Raw genomic sequence first — 14,762 nt, 5'->3', positions numbered from 1 at the left:
GGCCGGCGGGAACCGGGCCTTACCCGCGCACACCCTGCAACAGGCGCCGGCGTCCCGCGCGACGGCGCACACCTCTACATGGCCTGCCGCAGGCCCGGCCCTGTCTGAACCTCGGCGATCGCGGCGAGGTCGCTGGGCCGGGCCGGTCGGGGCGGGTCAGGAGCGGCTGATTGCGGCCACCTCGGCCGGGGTCAGTTTGAGGGCGGCCGCGGCCACGTTCTCCTCGAGGTGGCCGGTCGAGCCGGTGCCGGGAATGGGCAAAATCTGTGGGGAACGGGCCAGCAGCCAGGCGAGCACGACCTGGTGCGGGGTGACGTCGTACTTGGTGGCGGCTTCCTGCACGGCAGTGTTGCCGTCGAGGTTCTGGATCGGGGCCCACGGCAGGAAGACGATCTGCTCCTGCTCGCACAGGTCGACCAGCGACTCCGACTTGCGGTCGTCCACGTTGTAGCGGTTCTGCAGCGACACGATGGGGACGATGCGCTGGGCCGCCCGCAGCTGCTCCTCGTCGAAGTTCGACACGCCGACGTGGCGGATCTTGCCCTCGTTCTTGAGTTCGGCGATCGCGCCGATCGAGTCCTCCAGCGGCACCTTGGGGTCGACGCGGTGGAACTGGTAAAGCGGGATCTGCTCGAGCCGCAGCCGTCGCAGGCTGCCCTCGAGCGCCTCGCGCAGATGGCCGGGGCGGCCGTCGGGCACCCACTGGCCCGGCCCGGGACGCGTCAGCCCACCCTTGGTCGCGATGACCAGATCATCCGCGTACGGATGCAGCGCCTCGCCGATCAGCGTCTCGCTCACGTCCGGCCCGTACGAGTCGGCCGTGTCGATGAAGTTGACGCCCAGCTCGACCGCCCGTCGCAGCACCGCCTTGGCGTCGTCGCGGCTCTTGGGGTCGCCCCAGATGCCGTCCCCGGTGATCCGCATGGCCCCGTAACCGAGGCGGTTGACTGTGATGTCCCCGCCGACGTCGATCGTTCCCGCCGCACCCGCGTTCGCTGTGCTCACCACAAGGCTCCCTCCGACGAAGATTCGATCCCGACGCTACGCCCGTTCCGAGCCCGGATCCGCCTTCGAGTGACCCGCGCAACGCGATGAGTTTCTGCTCGGACGGGCGGCCGGCGAGCTGCTCGGCTGGTGAACGTGCGGCGGCACAGCGAGACGTGGCCGGCCCGGGCGGCACGCTCACCCTCATCATGGTCGGCGGCGGGGTGCGCGAGGCCGCGGACGCTCTGGCGCGGGTGGTGGCCCGGACCGGCCGGCTGGCCGGGACGCGGGGTGGATCCGACCGGAATCGGCAAGACCGGCCCGGCGGCCGGGACCGTTCGCGATGATGTTGAACGTGTCGCAATCCCTGCTGCATCGCGCCGATCGGGAACAGCCGGTCGACGTCACGGCGATGCGCGCCACCGACCGGGAAGCGGACGCCGGGGACACGTTCGACGCCACCCGCCATACCCGGGCGATGCATTTGTGGCTGCTGTGGCTCGGCGGGGCCGTGGTGTTCGCCGTGGGGCAGGCCTTCACCGACCCGAAGGGCCCCGTCGGCGGCCTGATGTCCTTCTCGATGCCGGTGCTGTTCACCGTGGGGATCCTCGGCGGCGTGCTGGTCAACCGGCCGCGGCCGCGCTGGCCGTGGCTCATGCTGGCGTCGGCCGGCCTGGTCACCGTCATCGGTTACGTCGTCTGGACCTCCGGTGCGACCACCCTCGCGTTCTCGATCTTCATGACGGTGTATCCCCTGGAGGCGATCGCCCTGTTGCTGATCGTGCGGGGTGGCTCGTGGCGTCAGGACCGGGCCGGGCTGCTCGACACCGCGATGATCAGTGTCGGTCTCGGTCTGGCCTGCTGGATGCTGGTGATCACGCCGCTGCTGCAGGTCAGCACCGACCTGCCGGGCGGGCCGCTGGTCGCGCTCTTCCCGCTGGGCGACGTGCTGCTGCTCAGCGTGCTGGTCCGCTTCTTCATCTCGCGCGGCCTGCGGAACGCGGCGTTCTGGCAGATCAGCGTGTCCCTGCTGTTCCAGGCGGTCACGCACATGGCCAGCCTGCTGCCGACCATCTTCTCCGCCGGCGCCACCGACGTCCGGGCCTTGTCGTCGTTGTCCTCGTTCCTCATCGCGGCGGCCGCTTTCCACCCGTCGATGCGCACGTTCAGCGGGCACGAGCCACGCCTGGCGACCGAAATGTCACCACGGCGGGTGCTGCTGGTCAACCTGGCCGGCATGGCTGCGCCCGGGCTGCTCATCGCCCAGGGAGTTCTGCAGCACGGCAAGGTCGGCTGGCTCGCCGCCGGGGTCGGCTGCATCCTGCTTTTTGCGCTGGTCACCCTGCGCATGATCGACCTGGTCGGGGAGGTGCAGGACAAGGCCCGCCAGCTCGACGCGGTCGCGCACATCGACGCGCTGACCGCGCTGCCCAACCGGCGGGCCTGGGACCTGGAGCTGGACCGCCGGATCGCCGCGGCCCAGCGCCACGGCACCCCGGTCGTCGTGGCCATCCTCGACCTGGACCACTTCAAGCGGTTCAACGACGAGCACGGCCACCAGGGCGGCGACGAGCTGCTGACCACGGCCGCAGCGGCCTGGCGGGCCCAGCTGCGTCCCGAGGACCTGCTGGCCCGTTACGGCGGCGAGGAGTTCGGGGCGATCTTCGACCATTCCCGGCTGGCCGACGCCGACCGGATCATCGAGCGGCTGCAGGCGGTCACCCCGCTCGGGCAGACGTTCTCGGCCGGCGCGGCCCAGTGGAACGGCACCGAGACGGCCGAGATGCTGCTGGCCCGGGCCGACGCTGCCCTGTACTCGGCCAAGCGGGCCGGACGCGACCGGGTCTACGTCTCCCCCACGCGCTGAACCACCTGTCTTCACATTCCGGGTATGCCGCGAAGTCCGTTGTGCGACCGTGTTTTCGTGGGACCTGTGGCGGTTCGGGCGATCTGGCTGTGGGCTGCGGTGGCCGCCACGGCCGTGCTCGTCGTTCTGGCCTTCCCGGTGACCACGCTCGATCAGCTGGCCGGGCTCATGCTGGCCGGCGCCACTCTGACCATGGCCGCGATCGTGGCCGGCGTACGCCTGCACCGGCCCGCTTTCCCGCGGGCCTGGTGGCTGATTCTCACCTCGGTCGGCCTGGCCCTGATCGGCAATGTCATCTGGGCCACGCTGCTGCCCTCGTCGGTCACGAACAATGCGGCCGCCATCAACATCATCTACGGCATCACCTACCCCATCCTGTGCGCCGGAGTGGGGCTGATGCCCAACCACGGCCGGCCGGGCGCCCACCGCGCGGGCCTGACCGAGAGCGCGATCCTGGCCTGCGGCACGGCGGTCGTTTGGTGGATGCTGTTCGTCGACCCCCGCCTGATCGACACCGGCGGCATCCGCACCCACGCCTACCTGCTGGTCGAGCCCTTCCTCGACCTGCTGCTGCTCGGTCTGGGCCTGCGGCTGCTGCTGCTCAGCGACTCCCGCGCGGTCGCGTACCGGCTGGTCGCGGCGTCCTGCCTGGCCCGGCTGACCGCCGACACCGCCTACCTGACCGTGGGCAGCGTCAGCGGCTTCCCGACCCTGGTCAGCATCGTCGGCTGGGTCGTCTGCAACGGCCTGATCGCGGTGGCCGCGCTGCACCCGTCGATGGGCCGCACCGTGCCCCTGCCCGAGGACGTGGTCACCGGCGGCCGGCAGGGCGCCACCCGCATCTACGTCGGCACCGTGCTGGCCACTCCCACCCTGACCGGGATCTTCCTGCTCCACGAGGGCATCAACAACGAGCTCAGCAGCATCGACGTGGTCGTCCCGTGCATCGCCACCGCGATCACCTCGGCTCTGGTCGTGCAGCGCATGCGCCAGTTCAACCGGATCGCCGACCGGCGTGCCACCGCCCTCGAGACGGCCCTGCGCGCGGAGGCCGACCTCCAGCAGGAACTGCGGTTCCGCTCCGAGCACGACATCCTGACCGGGCTGCCCGGCCGCTCGGTGCTCTACAGCCGGCTCACCACCGCGCTGGCCCGGGAACGCCCGGGCGCGCTGCTGCTGCTCGACCTGGACGCCTTCAAAGAGGTCAACGACCGGTTCGGCGACACCGTGGGCGACGAGATGCTGGTGCAGGTGGCGGCCCGGCTGCGCGTGCAGATCGAGGGGCACCTGGTGGCCAAGCTGCACAGCGACGAGTTCGCCGTGCTGCTCACCGACGTCACCGTGGCCGCGGCCCGCGACACCGCCGAGCAGGTCCTGGAGGTGATGCGCAGGCCGATGCCGGTGCAGAACAACGAGCTGTTCGCGCCGGTCAGCATCGGCCTGCGCGCACTCGAGGACGGGCTGTTGCCGGCCGACATCGTCCGCGACGCCTACCTCGCCCTGCACGCGGCCAAGGAGGCCGGGCGCGACCAGCTGGTGTCGTTCGACCCCACTTTGCGCGAGAAGCGTCTCGAGGCGGCCCGGACCACCGAACGGCTGCGCCGGGCGATCGTCCGCGACGAACTGATCGTGCACTTTCAGCCCCTGATCCGGTTGGCCGACGAACGCATCACCGGTGTCGAGGCGCTGATCCGGTGGCAGCCGCCGGGCCAGCGGATGGTGCCGCCCGACAAATTCATCGGCGTGGCCGAGGACAGCGGCCTGATCGTGCCGATCGGGGCGTGGGTGCTGCGCGAGTCGTGCCGGGTGGTGGCGGCCTGGCACCGCGAGCACGGCACTGTCGTGTCGGTCAACGTGTCCCCACGGCAGCTGCGCGAACCCGACTTCGCAGCCACGGTACTCGACGCCCTGCGCGGCTCGGGACTGCCGCCGGTCGCCCTGATCCTGGAGATCACCGAGGGCGTGCTGGTCGACTCGGGGGCGGTCACCGAGCAGGCCATCGGCCACCTGAGCATGCTGCGCGCCCACGGCGTCCGGGTGGCGGTCGACGACTTCGGCACCGGCTACTCGTCCCTGGCCTACCTGCGCGACCTCCCGATCGACCACATCAAGATCGATCGTTCCTTCATGCCCGCCCCCGGCGACACCGACCCCGCCGCCCGTACGCTGGTCAAGGCCATCATCGACCTCGCCTCGGGCCTGCGCCTGGGCACGATCGCCGAGGGCGTGGAGACCGCCGAACAGGTTGCCCTGCTCCGCGACCTCGGGTGCCAGCGGGCCCAGGGCTTCTACTACTCCCGCCCGGTGCCCGCAGACGACGCGGCCCGGCTGATCCTCGAGTCGTCCACCGTCACGTCGTAGCGTTCCCACCGCCCCTCGGGGGGTTCACCACCGGCAGCCTGGCCCGGTGTCAGGCCGTGGTCTTCCTCTCCACCACCGGCGATGTGCTCGACCCGGCGCCGCAGCAAGCCTTCGAGGCGCACGTGGAAGGAGGTGGCGGTTCGCCGGGGTGCACGCGGCGGCCGACACCGCGTACGACTGGCCGTGGTACGAGAACCCGGTCGGCGCGTACTTCCACTCGCACCCGGCCGACCAGACGGCCACCGTACGGGTGGAGGACCGTGGCAACGCGTCGACCGCGCACCTGCCGCAGGCCTGGCCGCGCCACGACGGCATCCAGCGACGCCCTCAACCCGCCCGGCTCGTGGAACACGTACGAGATCACCTGGGCCGGGTGCAGCCGAGCAACCGGCCACCGGCCGTTTCGTCAGAGTCCTGGGCACGCGGCGCGCCACCCAGTGGGGCTGCTCCCTGTACGACCTCAACGTCTTCGGGCCAGCTCCCGTAGCTCGCTGACCAGCTCGTCGATCCATGTCCGGGAGATCGGCACCGCGTGCACGCCGACCTCCGCCACCCACCGCAGCGCGCCCATGGTCCAGCACAGCCCGCCGGTCACGAGCTGGTCGTCCACCGTACGGACATCGATGCCCGCCTCGTGCGCGTAGAGCTCGGTCAGCCCGTCCATCGACACCCGGCCCTGTTTACGGCCCTCCCGCAGCAACAGATGGAGATCGCCCAGATGCGCGTGCACGCAGGCGTCCGACCAGTCGAGCACGACGATCCCGCCGCCGGGACGGTGCAGCAGATTCTTGGCCTGGAAGTCGCCGTGCACGACCGTCGCCGGTTCGTCCCCGAGCCGCTCGGTCATCGCGCGGACCGGCTCGTCCAACGCCCCGGCCAGATCCGGGCGCAGCCCGGTCAGCGCCGCGTCCGCCCGTCTCGCCACCTCGAGCAGGTCGGCCGTGTCCCGGCGCAGCCCGGCGGCGGGCACGGCACCCAGCCCGCGGACCGCCTCGGAGCGCATCCGGGCCAGGACCCGCACCGCCTCCGCGTAGCCCTCGGCCGTGGGCCGCTCCTCGAGGTCTTCGCCGCCCAGGTCCTCCAGGACGATCACGCCCGGCCCGCCCTCCGCGAGCAGCCGGGGCGCGCTGATCCCGAGCGGGACGACGAGGTCGCGATAGCGCCGCGCCTCGCCGGCCAGTTCGCCGACGCCGCGCTTGGCGATCACCGAGGTGGCGCCGCCGCCCTTCAGGTGAATGCGCCAGACCTCGGACAACTGCCAGCGGCGCAGCACCTCACCGCCCACGACCGTGCCGTCGAGGCCGGGCAGCCAGTCCGGGGTCTCGATCACTGCCGCATTCTGCCCGAATGCGCCGTTGCGGGGAATCGAATACCCCGTCCCGGCCGGGCGTAGGGCTCGGCGGGGTGCTGTACGTTCTCTGCCGTGAGCGAGAAAGACCTGGCCGAGACCCCGGAATCGCGTTTCACCGCATTGCTGGCCGGTGCGGCGAAACTGCCCGGCGTACGGATAAATCGGGACGCCTATCTGAGGAGCGCGCTGGCCCGGTATTGCACCGACGACGAGATCCGCCGGGCGATCGACGAATCCCCCGCCGCCGCGGACATCGACCGCGACGTGCTCGACCGGGTGGCCGGCGAGGCCATCCGGTGGGAGACGGCCAAGGTCAGCGGACTGTCGGCGGCGGCCGGGGTGCCCGGGCTGCTGTTTCTGCCGGCTACGGTGCCGGCCGACATGGCGCAGTATGTCGGGCACATGCTGCGGATCGCCCAGAAGCTCGCCTATTTGTACAGCTGGCCCGATCTGCTGGCCGACGACGGCGAGGAACTCGACGACGCCACCAAGGGCGTGCTGACCCTTTTCGTCGGTGTCATGTTCGGGACGCAGTCGGCGAACGCCGCGATCGGTAAGGTCGCGACCGAGGTCTCCAAGACCGTGGCCAAGAAGCTGCCGCAGAAGGCGCTCACCAAGGGTGTCGTCTATCCGGTGGTGAAGAAGGTCGCCGCCCATGTCGGCGTGAAGATGACCAAGCAGACCTTCGCCAAGACCGTCTCCAAGGCCGTCCCGCTCGTCGGCGCGGTCGTGTCGGGCGGGTTCACCCTGGCCACGTTCCTGCCGATGGCCAACCGGCTCCGCAGGCACCTGGCCGGCCTCGACCTGACCAAGCCGAAGCTCCCGTTCGACGCCGCCGAAGTGATCGAGGGCGACATCGTCTGACGACTCGCCGCCTCCACGCCCGCGCCCGCTGAGCCTCACTGGCCCGGCGTGATCAGCTCGACCTCGGCCGCTTCCAGGGCGTCGCGCAGGGCGGGCGGGGGCACCGCGTCGGTCACCAGGTAGTCGGCCGCCGACAGCTCGGAGACCTGGGCGAACAGGCGGCGGCCGAACTTGGACGAGTCGGCCAGGATGGCGACCCGGTCGGCGCGCGAGATCATTTCCTGCATCATGGCCGCCTCGGCCAGGTTGCTCGTCGTGTAGCCGGCGTCGGCCGCGATCGCGCCCACGCCGATCAGGGCCAGGTCGCAGCGGATGTCGAGCTCGGCCCCGCCGTTGGCCCGGAAGCTGACCGGGCCGATCGTGGCCAGGGTGAGCGCGCGGACGGCCCCGCCGAAGACGTAGATGTCGCGGATCGCGCTCGCGGGCAGCGCGGCCGGCACCAGCAGGTTGTTGGTGGCCACGGTGAGCTCGCGATGCTGACTGAGACCGCGGGCCAGCGCGAGCGTCGTCGTGCCACCGTTGATCATGATGGTCGAGCCGTCGTCGACCAGGGCCGCGGCCAGCTGGGCGATCTGTTCCTTCTCGCCCTCCTGAATGCTCAGGCGCTGGTCGACGGCGCGGTCGGTGCGCTGCAGGGTGGACCGGCTGACCGCTCCCCCGTACGTGCGCACGAGCACCCCGTCCGCGCTGAGCTGGTCGAGATCGCGCCGCACGGTGTCGATGGAGACGCCGAACCGTTCGGCCAGCGCGCTGACTGTGACCTGTCCGGCCTCCGCCACGTACGCCGCCAGCTGCGCCTTGCGCCCGGCCGGCAGGTGGCGTTGCCGCTCGTCCTTATCGACGCTCACCGCTCCCCCTCGGTTTTGTGCGGCAGTATGCCACAACCTCGCGTTAACAACGCGCACCGCCGCGAAGAGCAGCGAAGAGCCGCAGAGTCACGCAACCAGGTGGCACATATTGCACCACCAGGCAAACTCCGAGCAAGAGGCAGGGCTGCTCCTCATCAAACCTTGCCGCATCCTGCAAGACTTCGCAGGATTCTGCTGTTCTTGCCCTTGTTAACTGCCGTAACACGTTGCTAACGTGGCGCTCACCTCGCAGAGAACAGAAGGACCTCTCTATAGAAGGAGCTCCACATGGCCATTCGGAAGGCGTCTCGGACGCGGCTGATAGGCGCCCTCACGGCCGCCACGGTCGCGCTCGCACTGGGTGCCTGCGGTGGTGGTGACTCGGACGACGTCGCGTCGGACGGGACGGTAACCCTCGAGTTCGCCCAGTGGTGGGCCCCGGAACTTCCCGACGGGTCGTTCGACAAGATCATCAACGAGTTCCAGACGGCCAACCCGACCATCAAGGTCAAGCTGCTCAGCGGCCCCTACGCGTCGACCAAGCAGCAGCTGGTGACCGGCGCGGCCTCCAAGACGCTGCCCGACGTGGTCGGCCTCGACGGCGCCTGGGTCAACGACTTCGCCAAGCAGGGCGCGATCGCCGACCTGACCGAACTGATGGGCGACGCCGGCTACGACGCGAGCCAGCTGGCCAGCCAGATCCAGCTCGAGGGCAAGACCTACATGATCCCCGTGGTCAACTTCGTCTACCCGCTCTTCGTCAACCAGGACCTGCTGACCAAGGCCGGCGTGACCAAGGTGCCCAGCACGCGCACCGAGTTCGCCGACGCGGCCAAGAAGATCACCGCGACCGGCGGCAACGTCAAGGGCTGGGCCCTCCCGCTCGACACCGCCGTGCCCAACGGCATCCAGAACGACGTCATGTCGTGGCTGTGGGCCTCCGGCGGCAGCATGCTGGCCGACGGCAAGCCCGCGCTGACCACCCCGCAGGTCAAGAGCGTGGTCGAGTACGTCAAGAGCCTCAACGACGCCGGCGTGATCGCCGAGGGCTCGCTGACCATGAAGGAACAGGACAAGGTCGAGAAGTTCACGACCGGCCAGGTCGGCATGATGATCGACTCGCTGGCGCACATCAACCTGGTCAAGGAGAACGCGCCGGACCTCAAGTTCGCCATCGCGCCGGTGCCGGCCGAGGACGGTTTCACCGGCAAGCGCGGCATCCCGTACGCGTCCTGGGGCATCGGCGTCGCCAACTCCTCCAAGCACAAGGCCGAGGCGTTCAAGCTCGTGCAGTTCCTGATGGACGCCAAGGCCAACGCCGAGCTGGCCACGCTGGCCAACGGCTTCCCCGGCAACAAGACCGCCAAGCCCGATTTCAGCAAGAGCGACCCGATGTTCGAGGAGGCCTTCAAGATCTATCAGGAGGGCTTCCCGGCCAACGAGTTCGTCGGCCTGCCCAAGTCGGAGGACCTGATGCGCAGCTTCGACGAGCAGCTCCAGCTCGTGCTGACCGGTAAGAGCAGCGTCGACGACGCGCTCAGCAAGTCGCAGGACTCCTGGTCCTCGGTTATCGAATAGCCCGCCCGGGCGCCGCGTCCCACCGGCGCGGCGCCCGACCAAGGAGACAGCGATGACTTCCCTGACCGTGGAAAAGCCGCCGCCGGCCGAGCCCGAGGCGCCCACGCGCACCAAGAACACCCTGGCCAAGCGGCTCGTCCCGTGGGGCTACCTGTCCCCGACCGTCGTGCTGATCGTGCTGCTGATGGTGGTTCCCATCGTCATGGTGATCAGCTATTCGTTCCGGGACAACGTGATCGTCCAGGAGAACTCGGTCTTCGCCGGGTTCGCCAACTACACCGAGGTGCTCACCGACCCGGACTTCCTGGCCGCGCTGAAGAACACGTTCATCTTCATCACGGTCAGCATGGTGGCCCACCTGCTCCTCGGCCTGGGCTTCGCGATGATGCTCAACTCCGGCATGCTCGGCGGCGTCACCAAGGCGATCTTCCGGGTCGTCTACGTGCTGCCCTGGCTGTTCACGATCGCGGTCATCGCCGTCATCTGGCGCCTGCTGCTCGACCCCTCCGGCGTCGTCAACTACGTGCTGCAGACCCTCGGCGTCATCTCCGACGGGGTGAACTGGCTGGGCGACCCCGGCTCGGCGCTCTGGGTCGTGACGTTCGTGAACATCTGGTCGGGCTACCCGTTCTTCATGATCAGCCTGCTGGCGGGCCTGCAGGGCATCCCCGGCGAGCTGTACGAGGCGGCGTCGGTCGACGGGGCCAACCCGTGGCAGAAGTTCTGGAACGTGACGATCCCCCAGCTGCGCCCGGTGATCATCAGCATGGCCGTGCTCGACCTGATCTGGACGTCCCAGCAGTTCGCACTGATCTGGATGATGACCGGCGGCGGCCCGCTGAACTCGACCGAGATGCTCAGCACCTTCACCTACAAGCTGGCGTTCAGCGAGTACGAGTTCGCCACCGCCTCCGCCAGCGCCGTGATCGTGCTGCTGCTGACGATGATCCTGGCCTTCTTCTACGTCCGTCAGCAAAGGGAGCGGTGATGACAGCCACCACGCTCAAGGGCGGCCGCCGCACCCTGGCCAAGGCCGGCCTGATCGCCGGGCTCACGCTCGGCGGCCTGTTCGCCGGCCTGCCGGTGCTGTGGATGCTCTCCACCTCGTTCAAGCCCAACGGCGAGGTGTTCGCCAACCCGCCCAAGCTGATCTCGGAGAACTTCTCGTTCGACGCCTACACCGCGATCCTCGGCAACGGCGCCCAGCTGCGGTTCTTCCTCAACAGCTACATCGTGGCGATCGCGGTCACGATCCTGACCCTGCTCGTGGCGGTGCTGGCCTCGTACGCGTTCAGCCGCTTCACGTTCCCGTTCTCCAAGACCATCAACGCGGTGATCGTCAGCGTGCAGGCGGTGCCGCCGATCACGCTGGTCATTCCGTACTTCGGGCTCGTCGTCGCGCTCGGCCTCTACAACACCTATCCGGGCCTGATCCTCACCCACATGGTGTTCACGCTGCCCTACGCGATCATCATGATGACCGCCTACTTCAACACGTTGCCGAAAGAGCTGGACGAATCCGTCAAGGTCGACGGCGGCAACAGCTGGACCGCGCTGTGGCGCATCCTCGTGCCGATCTCGGTGCCCGGTCTGATCGCGGTCGGCGTCTACACGTTCATGATCTCGTGGAACGAATACCTGTTCGCGCTCGCCCTCACGCGCACCGACGACATGCGGACGGTCCCGATCGGCATCCAGCTGCTGATGGGCCAGCACTCGTACGAGTGGAACCAGATGATGGCCATGAGCATCCTCGGCTCCGTCCCCGTTCTCGTCCTCTTCCTCATCTTCCAGCGGCGGTTCATCGGGGGCCTCACCTCCGGCGCCGTCAAGGCCTGACCCACCCCCCTCTTTAGGAGACACAAGCAATGCTGACGACCGGCAAGGCGATCCTCGACGTCGCTAACGAGCACAGCTTCGCCGTGCCCGCCTTCAACATCAGCGACTGGGCGATGTTCAAGGGCATCGTGGAGATCAGCGAGGAGACGAACGCCCCGCTCATCGTGGCCATCCACCCCGACGAGGTGGCGCACATCGGCCGCGACATGGTGGCCGGCATCATCGAGCGCGCGCACCGCTCGAGCGTGCCGATCGCGATCCACTGGGACCACGGCGCCACGTACCAGCAGGCGCTGCAGGCGATCCAGTTCGGCTTCACGTCGGTGATGATCGACGCGTCGATGAAGCCGTTCGACGAGAACCTCGCGATCACCAAGAAGGTCACCGAGTCCGCGCACATCCTCGGCGTCTCGGTCGAGGGCGAGCTGGGCACGATCGGCGGCAACGACACCTACGCCGAGGGCGGCTCGGACACCATCATCTACACCGACCCCGACGACGCGGTCACCTACGTCGAGCAGACCGGCGTGGACAGCCTGGCCATCGCGATCGGCACGTTCCACGGCATGTACCCGGCCGACATGTTGCCCGAACTCAAGCTCGACCTGCTCAAGGAGATCAAGGGCCGGGTCGGCATCCCGCTGGTCCTGCACGGCGGCTCGGGCAACCCGGACGACGAGATCCGGGAGGCCGCGCGGATCGGCATCAACAAGATCAACATCTCGACGGACATCAAGGTCGCCTATCACAACAAGATGCGCGAGGTGCTCGGCAACGACCCCAAGACCCGCGAGCCCAACGCCATCCAGCCCGCCTGCGTCGCGGCCATGAACGAGGTCGCCGCGCAGAAGATCGAGCTGTTCGGCGCCGCCGGCAAGGCCTCGCTGTACTGACATGAGCGACGCGTCCCGTGTACTCCTGGGCCTCGGCGGCTGCGTGGACTACGAGATCGAGCTCACCGCCGTCGTCCTGGAAGAGCTGATTACCTCGTACGGCATCCGCAGCGCGGAGCTCACGAAGCCGCCGGCCGTCGTGGGCAGCGAACGGGACCTGGTCGTGTCGATCCTGGGTTACGTGGCCCGGGGCGGGGGCGGCGAGCACTTCGTCGCCTCGGCCCCGGCCCTGTCCACCTTCGCCGGCCGTTTCTCCCCCCGCACGACCCTGGGCGGCACGTCGGTGCGGGCCGGGCTGCTGCTGGACCGGCTCGGCATCGCCTCCACCCTGCACCTGGTCACCGTCAACGACGACTTCCGGCGCCTGCTGCCGACCGGCGGCGACTGGTTCACCTCGGGCACCGAGGACACGTTCTACCCGCACCTGATCGTCCAGTTCAGCCAGGGCCTGCACGTCGCGGCGGGCGACATCGCGATCACGTCGCCGTTCCCGAACCGGCTGATCTACGTCAACGACCCGGCCAACGACACCATGCTGCTCGACGACGAGCTCGGCCCGCGGCTGGCCAAGGCCGAGGTCTTCCTGATCTCCGGGTTCAACGCCATGCGCGACGCCGCGCTGCTCGACGAGCGGCTGCGCGTTCTCCGTACGCACATGGAACAGCTCCCGCCCTCGGCCGTGACGTACTTCGAGGACGCGGCGTACCACGAGCCGGCGTTCAGCGCGCGGGTCCGGGCGGCGCTGCTCGACCGGATCGACGTCTACGGGCTCAACGAGGACGAACTGCAGTCCTACCTGGGCCGTACGGTCGACCTGCTCGACCCGGCCGACGTGGCCGCGGCCGTCACCGAGCTGTTCACGCTGATCCCGGCCCCGGCCGTCGTGCTGCACACCAAATACTGGGCGGCCGTGTTCGGCGCGCGGGCCGGCGACTACGCCGAGGCGGTCGACGCCGGCATCGTCACGGCCGCGACCCGCTACGTGCACGGCGACGCCATGACCGTCGAGGACGTCGAGGCGACACGGCGACGTCCCCGGCGCCCGGCCGCCTTCGCCGACGCGCTCGAGCAGCAGTTCGACGGCCCGGCGCGGGTCGTCGGAGGATTCGTGCTCGACGTGGACAACCCGACCACCGTCGGTCTCGGCGACACTTTTGTCGGCGGCTTTCTCTCTGCGATCGCTGGAGCTCACCGATGACCGTAATGTCCCTGCCCGCGAACCAGCCGGAGACGTTCTACCGGGGCGCCGGCCGGATCGCCGCGTTCCGCACCGGGCCCGCGCTCGACGACCGTCCCGAGGACTGGGTGGGCTCGACGACCGACCGTTTCGGCCTCGGGCCTTCCGGCCAGTCCGCGCTGCCCGGCGGCGGGCTGCTGGCCGACGCGATCGCGGCCGACCCCCGCTTCTGGCTCGGTCCCGGCCGGGCCGACACGGGGGTGCTGGTCAAACTGCTCGACGCGGGCCAGCGCCTGCCCCTGCACGTGCACCCCGACCGCCGCTACGCGACTCAGCACCTTGCGTCCCCGTACGGGAAGACGGAGGCCTGGGTGATCGTCGAGGCGCGCCCGGACGCGTTCGTCCACCTCGGTTTCGCCCGCGACGTCGAGGCCGGCGAGCTGGCGGCGTGGGTCGGTGAGCAGAAGATCGACGACATGCTGGCCGCCACCAACCGCGTGCCGGTGGCCGCCGGGGACGCCATCCTGTGCCCGGCCGGGCTGCCCCACGCCATCGGCGACGGCATCCTGCTGGTCGAGGTGCAGGAACCGACCGACTTCTCGGTGCTGCTGGAATACGAGGGCTTCGGCCTGGCCGACGGCCACCTCGGGCTCGGCTACGACCTGGCCCTGCAGTGCGTCGACCGCAGCGCCTGGTCCCCGGCCCGCATCGAGGAACTGCGGGGCTCCGACCGGCTGCTGCCGGCGGCGGCCGACGAGTTCTTCTCGGCCACCCGGCGCCACGGCGGCGACCGGCTGCCGCAGGGCTTCAGCATCCTGGTCACCGTGGCCGGGTCGGGCGCGGTCGCGGGCGAACACGACCAGGTGCCCACCCGCCGCGGCGACACGCTGCTGGTCCCGTACGCGGCCGGGCCGCTCTACCTCGAGGGCGACCTCGAGATAATTCGCCTGTCCGCCTAGATCGTGTTGCCCTCCTGTCGTAAGTTGCGTGAGGTTCCGGT

13 protein-coding genes are annotated in these 14,762 nt (G+C 69.5%); 10 read left to right on the top strand and 3 right to left on the bottom strand.

The genetic code is table 11. The annotated features are described in order from the left end of the window. Positions 1-156 precede the first annotated feature (156 nt). Positions 157-1,008 (bottom strand): aldo/keto reductase, encoded by an 852-nt coding sequence (locus BKA14_RS08390; RefSeq protein WP_184950336.1) that lies wholly within the window; start codon positions 1,006-1,008, stop codon positions 157-159. 331 nt (positions 1,009-1,339) lie between these two features. On the opposite strand from BKA14_RS08390, the gene BKA14_RS44975 reads away from it, so the two are divergent. From BKA14_RS44975 to BKA14_RS43705, 3 genes are read left to right on the top strand one after another with little or no spacing between them, the layout of a single operon-like run. Continuing rightward, a complete protein-coding gene (locus tag BKA14_RS44975) occupies positions 1,340-2,851 on the top strand; it encodes a GGDEF domain-containing protein (protein ID WP_184950335.1) in 1,512 nt (503 codons plus the stop codon). Positions 2,852-2,908: 57 nt separating this feature from the next. After that, positions 2,909-5,212 (top strand): putative bifunctional diguanylate cyclase/phosphodiesterase, encoded by a 2,304-nt coding sequence (locus BKA14_RS44970; RefSeq protein ID WP_184950334.1) that lies wholly within the window; start codon positions 2,909-2,911, stop codon positions 5,210-5,212. 46 nt (positions 5,213-5,258) lie between these two features. Continuing rightward, the gene (locus BKA14_RS43705; RefSeq protein ID WP_311776105.1) at positions 5,259-5,699 is read left to right on the top strand and encodes a ThuA domain-containing protein; all 441 of its coding nucleotides are present in this window, start codon (positions 5,259-5,261) and stop codon (positions 5,697-5,699) included. On the opposite strand, the gene BKA14_RS08370 is transcribed toward BKA14_RS43705, so the two are convergent. Then, positions 5,673-6,542 (bottom strand): aminoglycoside phosphotransferase family protein, encoded by an 870-nt coding sequence (locus BKA14_RS08370; protein WP_184950333.1) that lies wholly within the window; start codon positions 6,540-6,542, stop codon positions 5,673-5,675. The genes BKA14_RS43705 and BKA14_RS08370 overlap by 27 nt on opposite strands. A 93-nt stretch (positions 6,543-6,635) precedes the next feature. Here BKA14_RS08370 and BKA14_RS08365 point away from each other — a divergent pair, with 93 nt between their 5' ends. Next, complete coding sequence (locus BKA14_RS08365; protein ID WP_184950332.1) at positions 6,636-7,427, top strand: hypothetical protein; 792 nt, start codon at positions 6,636-6,638, stop codon at positions 7,425-7,427. Positions 7,428-7,462: 35 nt separating this feature from the next. On the opposite strand, the gene BKA14_RS08360 is transcribed toward BKA14_RS08365, so the two are convergent. Beyond that, positions 7,463-8,275, bottom strand: a complete 813-nt coding sequence (locus tag BKA14_RS08360) for a DeoR/GlpR family DNA-binding transcription regulator (protein ID WP_184950331.1) — start codon at positions 8,273-8,275, stop codon at positions 7,463-7,465. Between the two features lie 288 nt (positions 8,276-8,563). Here BKA14_RS08360 and BKA14_RS08355 point away from each other — a divergent pair, with 288 nt between their 5' ends. Genes BKA14_RS08355 through BKA14_RS08330 form a run of 6 tightly spaced genes read left to right on the top strand, consistent with a single transcriptional unit; the run spans position 8,564 to position 14,721 of the window. Further along, positions 8,564-9,853: an ABC transporter substrate-binding protein gene (locus BKA14_RS08355; protein WP_184950330.1), complete on the top strand. Its 1,290-nt coding sequence runs from the start codon at positions 8,564-8,566 to the stop codon at positions 9,851-9,853. A gap of 52 nt (positions 9,854-9,905) precedes the next feature. Next, the gene (locus tag BKA14_RS08350) at positions 9,906-10,841 is read left to right on the top strand and encodes a carbohydrate ABC transporter permease (protein ID WP_184950329.1); all 936 of its coding nucleotides are present in this window, start codon (positions 9,906-9,908) and stop codon (positions 10,839-10,841) included. Continuing rightward, positions 10,841-11,692, top strand: coding sequence for a carbohydrate ABC transporter permease (locus tag BKA14_RS08345; protein ID WP_184950328.1), 852 nt, complete (start codon positions 10,841-10,843; stop codon positions 11,690-11,692). Before BKA14_RS08350 ends, BKA14_RS08345 begins: the two co-directional genes overlap by 1 nt. Before the next feature lie 29 nt (positions 11,693-11,721). Beyond that, positions 11,722-12,585, top strand: coding sequence for a ketose-bisphosphate aldolase (locus BKA14_RS08340; protein ID WP_184950327.1), 864 nt, complete (start codon positions 11,722-11,724; stop codon positions 12,583-12,585). A 1-nt stretch (position 12,586) separates the two neighbouring features. After that, positions 12,587-13,783, top strand: coding sequence for an ADP-dependent glucokinase/phosphofructokinase (locus BKA14_RS08335; RefSeq protein WP_184950326.1), 1,197 nt, complete (start codon positions 12,587-12,589; stop codon positions 13,781-13,783). Next, positions 13,780-14,721, top strand: a complete 942-nt coding sequence (locus BKA14_RS08330) for a class I mannose-6-phosphate isomerase (RefSeq protein WP_184950325.1) — start codon at positions 13,780-13,782, stop codon at positions 14,719-14,721. Before BKA14_RS08335 ends, BKA14_RS08330 begins: the two co-directional genes overlap by 4 nt. Positions 14,722-14,762: the final 41 nt, after the last annotated feature.

Origin of the sequence: Paractinoplanes abujensis (assembly GCF_014204895.1) — a bacterium.
Classification (GTDB): domain Bacteria; phylum Actinomycetota; class Actinomycetes; order Mycobacteriales; family Micromonosporaceae; genus Actinoplanes; species Actinoplanes abujensis.
This window is presented reverse-complemented; position numbering and strand designations above follow the sequence as displayed.

What these genes read in the sequence shown, in the direction of transcription:
- BKA14_RS08355 (WP_184950330.1), top strand. Translation starts at nt 8,564, where the DNA reads ATGGCCATTCGGAAGGCGTCTCGGACGCGGCTGATAGGCGCCCTCACG.
- BKA14_RS08350 (WP_184950329.1), top strand. Translation starts at nt 9,906, where the DNA reads ATGACTTCCCTGACCGTGGAAAAGCCGCCGCCGGCCGAGCCCGAGGCG.
- BKA14_RS08345 (WP_184950328.1), top strand. Translation starts at nt 10,841, where the DNA reads ATGACAGCCACCACGCTCAAGGGCGGCCGCCGCACCCTGGCCAAGGCC.
- BKA14_RS08340 (WP_184950327.1), top strand. Translation starts at nt 11,722, where the DNA reads ATGCTGACGACCGGCAAGGCGATCCTCGACGTCGCTAACGAGCACAGC.
- BKA14_RS08335 (WP_184950326.1), top strand. Translation starts at nt 12,587, where the DNA reads ATGAGCGACGCGTCCCGTGTACTCCTGGGCCTCGGCGGCTGCGTGGAC.
- BKA14_RS08330 (WP_184950325.1), top strand. Translation starts at nt 13,780, where the DNA reads ATGACCGTAATGTCCCTGCCCGCGAACCAGCCGGAGACGTTCTACCGG.